The 6,171-nt window shown below is 69.0% G+C and carries 4 protein-coding genes and 3 pseudogenes; 3 read left to right on the top strand and 4 right to left on the bottom strand.

What is annotated here, in order from left to right:
- Together ACFYW9_RS41225 and ACFYW9_RS41230 are read right to left on the bottom strand one after the other, a co-directional pair.
- A pseudogene (locus ACFYW9_RS41225) lies at nucleotides 1-293 on the bottom strand (IS5/IS1182 family transposase); the annotation flags it as partial.
- Between the two features lie 72 nt (nucleotides 294-365).
- Entirely contained in the window at nucleotides 366-836 is a 471-nt protein-coding gene (locus ACFYW9_RS41230) for a hypothetical protein (RefSeq protein ID WP_389160313.1), read from the bottom strand.
- A 177-nt stretch (nucleotides 837-1,013) separates the two neighbouring features.
- Here ACFYW9_RS41230 and ACFYW9_RS41235 point away from each other — a divergent pair.
- Together ACFYW9_RS41235 and ACFYW9_RS41240 are read left to right on the top strand one after the other, a co-directional pair.
- Nucleotides 1,014-1,926, top strand: a pseudogene (locus ACFYW9_RS41235) (IS5 family transposase).
- Nucleotides 1,927-2,580: 654 nt separating this feature from the next.
- Nucleotides 2,581-3,483: an alpha/beta hydrolase gene (locus tag ACFYW9_RS41240; RefSeq protein ID WP_389160316.1), complete on the top strand. Its 903-nt coding sequence runs from the start codon at nucleotides 2,581-2,583 to the stop codon at nucleotides 3,481-3,483.
- Nucleotides 3,484-3,607: 124 nt separating this feature from the next.
- Here the strand turns inward: ACFYW9_RS41240 and ACFYW9_RS41245 are convergent, their stop codons facing one another.
- Nucleotides 3,608-4,177, bottom strand: coding sequence for a hypothetical protein (locus ACFYW9_RS41245; RefSeq protein WP_389160318.1), 570 nt, complete (start codon nucleotides 4,175-4,177; stop codon nucleotides 3,608-3,610).
- A 55-nt stretch (nucleotides 4,178-4,232) separates the two neighbouring features.
- Between ACFYW9_RS41245 and ACFYW9_RS41250 the strand changes: the two are divergent.
- Nucleotides 4,233-5,022, top strand: a pseudogene (locus ACFYW9_RS41250) (IS6 family transposase).
- 282 nt (nucleotides 5,023-5,304) lie between these two features.
- Here the strand turns inward: ACFYW9_RS41250 and ACFYW9_RS41255 are convergent.
- Nucleotides 5,305-6,078: an ISL3 family transposase gene (locus ACFYW9_RS41255; protein WP_389160320.1), complete on the bottom strand. Its 774-nt coding sequence runs from the start codon at nucleotides 6,076-6,078 to the stop codon at nucleotides 5,305-5,307.
- Nucleotides 6,079-6,171 lie beyond the last annotated feature (93 nt).

Consider the following 6,171-nt stretch of genomic DNA (forward strand, 5'->3'; position numbering starts at 1 on the left):
AGACGCGGGGCGCGGGTGGCCAGCAGCCGCAGGACCTTCTGCACCCACCGGCGCACGGTGGAGGCAGAGATCTGGTTGCCACCGGCCATATCGGAAAGCCGCTGGTCATGGCGGAGGACCGCGAGCACGATCACGGCCTGGGTGCCCGCGGGGACCTTGCGCCAGCGGCTGCCCAGACGGTTGCGCTCCTGCCGTATCAGATTTCCCACGAGGTCGAGAGCCCGCTTCGACACCGGAAGCGAGACCTGGTAGACAGCATGCTGAGAATCCTCGGTGGGCTGGTTTTTCGTCACAGATTCACCAACACCCGCCGGGGGCCCTCGCGTTACGGAAGGAATCAGCCGGTCCGCGGGCATTTGGGGCGGTCAGCGGGGCAGATGGCGGCCCGCTCCGGTGCGGACCAGCCAGCCCCGGTCGGCGAGTTTGCGCAGCTGACCACGGACCGGCCCGACCTTGCCCGGCGTGAGTTCACGGCCCAGCGCGCCGGCCACGTCCTTGGCCATCACCGGACCGTCCGCTGCGGCAACGATCTCCATGATCCGCCGATAGTCCGATGTCAGGGCTTCCGGCCCCATCCCGTCCACACGGTCCGGCACCAGCCGCATCCCGGCCGCATCCGGTGTCACAGCCACCAACCGCGGCTCCGGCTCCGGCTCCACGATGCCCGACGGCCTACGCCCGCCGTCCGTTGCCTCGGCCCACTGGCCGTAGACCACCTCGGCAGCCTCAAGCCGGGCGACCTCGACGTCGATCTCCGCCAGTTCCTTGCGCAGCAGCTCAGCCCGCTCAGTCAGCATCACCCGCCGCTCGATCGTCCACGTCAACACATCCGCCATGAACAGCCCCTCCCCGGTTCACCCTTCCCTGGCAGAGCGTACGAAGGGATCACCGTCCGAGAGCCGATTCCCACAGAACGCGTCCATGACGGACGATCACCTGCCATCGATCTTGCTCCCGGCCAGCCCGAGCCCACTCCAGAGCCACACCAGCCCCTGTGACCTGCAAATTTCAGGATGGCGGATCTTCATTGGCTGAAGATCGAGCCTCTCCTGCCCGGCAACGGCAAGCCGGGCGGGCAGTGGGCGGATCACCGCAGAGTGATCAACGGGGTGCTGTTCCGGGCCCGTACCGGGGTGCCCTGGCCCGACCTGCCCGAACGGTACGGTCCCTGGCAGACCGTCTACGAGAGTCACCGCCGCTGGTCGGCCGACGGCACCTGGAAGGCCGTCCTGCAGGAATTACAGATCGAGGCCGATGCCGGTGACCCGGACGGGACGCTCGCCGGCCAGGCCGACCGGCAGGAGTGGGCCGTGAACATCGACTCCACCTCCTGCCGGGCGCATCAGCACGCGGCCGGGGCACCCCGCAAGCCTCCGGCCGACCACCCGTAAAAGGGGGCGGGGCACGTGAGGAGGCAGATGGACGCGAGGCGTCGGGGCGCTCACGGGGCGGGCTGACCAGCAAGGTCCATCTGCTCTCCGACGACCGGGCCCGCCCGCTGCACTGGCTCACCTCACCCGGTCAGCGAGGTGACAGCCCGATGTTCGCCCCGATGCCGGACGGCTTACGCGTCCGGCACCACGGCAGGGGCCGCCGGATCGGGTGCGCGGCGACAAGGCGTACCCAAGCCGCGAGAACCGCGCCTACCTGCGGCGGCGCGGAATCAAGGCCACCATCGCGCAGCCCGACGATCAGCGGGCTCATCGCAAGCGCCGGGGGCGAGCCGGAGGCCGGCCCCCGGCCTTCGACAAGGTCCAGTACCGCCGCCGCAACGCGGTCGAGCGGTGCGTGAACAAGTGGAAGCAGTTCCGCGCCGTGGCCACCCGCTACAACAAACGCGACTACATCTTCAACGGCACCCTGACCATCACCGCGATCGTCATCTGGCTCCGCGACACTGTCCAAGAGCCATCAGAAACGACCTAGGGCATGGTCGGCCTGGCGGGCCTTCGCTCCGCGCTGTCGTGCGTGACCAAGCAGGAGCGGACGAGCTTCAGATTGCGCAGTATCTGCGTTCGGGAGCCGTACTTGCCGCCACCGGATCCCGCGTCCACGACATCCTCAGCCCCGACCACGAGCTGATCGAAGGGCTCCGGCCGCACACCGATGGCAAGTGGTTCTGGTACTCGGACCTGGCCCCACTACGTCGAGCGCTACCACCTGGCACTCGACGAAGAGTTCCTCCAGCATGCCCGAGACCAGAACTTCACCCCACCACAGCTGTCATGCACTGACCTCCTCCAGATTGAGGGCTCCCTGTTCGACAACGAAGACGCCTGACCGCGGCCAAACTTGACGCGTTTTCGCCGATGCCCGCCGGTCCGCCCGGTCCCACAATGACGTCACGGCGAAGGCAGGTGCCACACCTGTCCCACGCACCTCCCGACATACCGTCACCCCACCCGCCGACCACCCCGTCACCGAACCGCGACGACGAGCCGCGACGACGACAGTGACGGGACACGGCAGCGCGCGAACAGTCCCAGCAGTCACCGGAAGTAGCGGCAAGCACCACCAAGCACCGTCGCCAGGCTCCGGATCCCCCACACCCCCACACCCCCACCAAGGACGTGACGAGCTGTGAATCGGCAGACCTCCCCCACACCCCCCGCCCCGCACGCGCTCGCCCGGGCCGGGCGTTCACGCCTGATCCGCGCACTGACGACGCTGACGCTGTCGCTCGGCCTCGCGACAGGTCTGATGTTCGGCTCCTCCGGAACGGCGATGGCCGACGAGATCGGCCAGGCCCCCACCAGTTCCAACATCACCGGCAACGGCAGCTTCACCGTGACCAGCGCCGCCGTCACCGGCCAGAGCGGCTTCGGCGGAGGTCAGGTCTACTACCCCTCCACGGCCGGCACCTACCCGGTCGTCGCCGTCTCCCCCGGCTTCACCGCCTCCTGGTCCAGCATCAGCTGGCTCGGCCCCCGACTGGCGTCCTGGGGATTCGTGGTCGTCGGCATCAACACCAACTCCGTCTACGACCAGCCCGCCAGCCGGGGAACCCAGTTACTGGCCGCGCTGAACTGGGCGGTGAACTCCGCGCCGACCGCGGTCCGGTCACGGGCGGACGGCACCCGGCGCGGGGTGATGGGTCACTCGATGGGTGGCGGCGGCAGCCTGGAGGCGCTGGCGGCGGACACCACCGGCCTGGTCAAGGCCGCTGTACCGCTGGCCCCCTGGGACAGTGACAAGACCTGGAACAACGTCAGTGAGCCGGTGGCCATCGTCGGCGGCCAGTCGGACACCGTCGCATCGCCGAGCAGCCACGCGATCCCCTTCTACAACACGCTCGCCGGGCAGAAGGAGTACGTCGAGATGTCCGGGGCCTCGCACGGCGCGCCCGCGGCGTCCAACACCACCACCTCCCGGGTGATGGTGTCCTGGTTCAAGCGCTACCTGAACAACGACACCCGCTTCACCCCGTTCACCTGCGGATATTCCGGCAGCGCCATCTCTTCCTTCCTGACCAACGCCTGCTGAGCAGCCTGCGGGCGTCGCACGGTGCCCCCGTCCTCCGGGCGGGGGCACCGGTCTGCCGCGGGACCGCGCGTACCGCTGCGGCACGGCTCCACCGGCCGGCCGTCACCCCGGGTGGCCCGGCGGCTCAGCGCGCGGCCGGCACGGGCGCGGGAGTCCCGTTCACGTCGAGGCGCCGGTCGCACAGGGCGGCCAGCAGACCCGCCGGCATGAGCCCTTCGCCGATGTTGCCCAGCGGCGGCACCCTGAACGCGAGCGCGGAAGCGACGAAGACGGCGAGGGCGCCCAGGGCGACCCACGGCACCCCGTGACGTCTCCACACCACCACGCCGATCGCCAGCAGCGCCAGGATGGCGACGACCGCGGCGACGGGAGCCCCCGCATCGCCCGCGTCGGTGTAACGCAGGGTGTCCGCCCAGGTGCGGGGCTCCAGTTCGAGGCCGGGCAGGGTGGTGAGAACCCCGAGCACCGAGAGCGCTCCGGCGACCGCCCAGGCCCACCGTGCCGTACGCCGGCCCGGGCCGAGCAGCAGCGCCCCGCACACGACGGCCAGCGGGGTCAGGACCGCGTGTGCCGTGAACTGGCCCGTGTTGAGTGCCTCCAGAAGCGCGCCCTCTCCCGCCGCCGCACCCACGGCCACGACCAGTGAGTCGTACGCCAGGGCGAGGCCGAGGACGGCGATCCAGGGCGCTGTCACGTTGGCTGACCGGGTGGGATGATCTTCTGGTTGATCACGCTGGGAGGGGTCGTCCGTGGGGAGTGCGTCGCCGTCGTACAGGGGGCACCGGTACCCGGTCGAGGTGATCTCCCACTGCGTGTGGCTGTACTTCCGCTTCCCGCTCAGCTTCCACGAGGTCGAGGAGTTGGTGCTCCAGCGAGGCGTCATCGTCTCCTGCGAGACAGTGCGCCGCTGGTGCGCCAAGTTCGCCCAGGCCTACGCGAACGGACTGCGCCGCCGCCGGCTCCGGCCTGGGGACAAGTGGCACCTGGACGAGGTGTTCGTCAGGATCAACGGGGAGCTGAAGTACCTGTGGCGGGCCGTCGACCAGGACGGCAACGTCCTCGACATCCTCGTCCAAAACCGTCGCAACAAAGCTGCGGCCCGACGCTTCTTCCGCCGCCTGATGAAGAAGACCCGGGCAGTGCCGAGGGTGATCATCACGGACAAGCTGCGTTCCTACGGCGCCGCTCACCGCGAAGTCATGCCCTCCGTCGAGCACCGCTCCCACAACGGACAAGCTGCGTTCCTACGGCGCCGCTCACCGCGAAGTCATGCCCTCCGTCGAGCACCGCTCCCACAAGGGACTGAACAACCGGGCCGAAAACAGCCACCAGCCCACCAGGCAGCGTGAACGTGCCATGAAAGGCTTCCGCTCCGTCGGCGCGGCCCAGCGGTTCCTGTCCGCATTCAGCGGCATCCCACCCCACTTCCGACCCCACCGCCACCTGATGACCGCATCCCAACACCGAGCTGAGACGACCATCCGCCTCGCCATCTGGGACCACGTCACCGGCGCTGCCAGCCGGCCCACCACGTCCTGACCACAAGCCCGGACCGCGGACCCCACCACGCCCCGACACGCCATCAGACACCCACACACCCAACAACGTGACAACGCCGCGGACGGTATTACGGGCCAGCCCCTGTTGGCGGGCGATCGCGCGCAGTCCGATGCCCTGCTCGAGTAGAGCGTGGACAGCCGCGTGCTGTTGCCGGACACGGCGGAGAGTCGGCCGGTTGTCCGCGGCCCTCTGGGAGAGGGCAGATCAAGGTTCGTATTCTCCGTGTCCGCGACGGCCTGGGCCGTGGCGGCGTCGTGCGGCTCACATAGCAGAGCTCGATGTTGGACGACTGTCTTCTCGACGGCCTCGGCGAGGTTCGACCAGATGTGCCACCGGTCTGCGACGTGGGATGGCGTCCGGGGCGCCGAGCCGTCCGGCCTCGGCATAGGCGGTGGAGCGGTCCCGACAGATCACCTCGATCCCGGGATGGTCGGCGATCCACCGGGCGACCGTTGATGTCGTCCGGTCCGGAAGCAGGTCGATGGGCTGGCGGGTTTCGATGTCGATCAGGATCGTGCCGTACTTGTGGCCCTTGCGCAGCGCGAAGTCGTCCAACCCGAGCACCCGCGGTGTCGAGGTATCGGGCTCCGGCAGGCGACGGATCAACCGCAGCAGTGTCGACCTGCTCACCCCGACTGCCAGAGTCCGGGACAGGCGGGCACCGGCACGGCCGGCCAGCATCACCGCCACACGTTCCAGCACCGTCTGCAGCCTGGCGCTGCGTCGGCCATGCCGGACGGTCAGTCCGTCGACCCGCTCGGCGAACGTCGCCTGCCTGCATAAACGTTGACCGCAGCGGAACCGCCGCACCTGTAACTCGATCAGCACAGGGCGGCCGCCGACCGAACTGTCGGCGAGCCGCCGTACGTACCGGCTGTGCACCCGAGACGACAGCGTCCCGCACGCTGGACATACGGCCCGCTCCGCAACCGCCCGGGCCCGCACGGCCACCAACTCGCCGTCAGGCACAACGTTTTCAATCACGACACTTTGGACTTGGTGGAACCACAAGTTCTGGAGGAGGACATCACCCACGACCGTTCATGATCACGGTTTCGGTGACCCTCCGTGGTCCCGGCACTGAAAGTGATCCAGAACCAGAATTCAGGCGTCGCCGAGACCGCGTCC

The organism is Streptomyces sp. NPDC002698, from assembly GCF_042888945.1.
Taxonomy (GTDB): domain Bacteria; phylum Actinomycetota; class Actinomycetes; order Streptomycetales; family Streptomycetaceae; genus Streptomyces.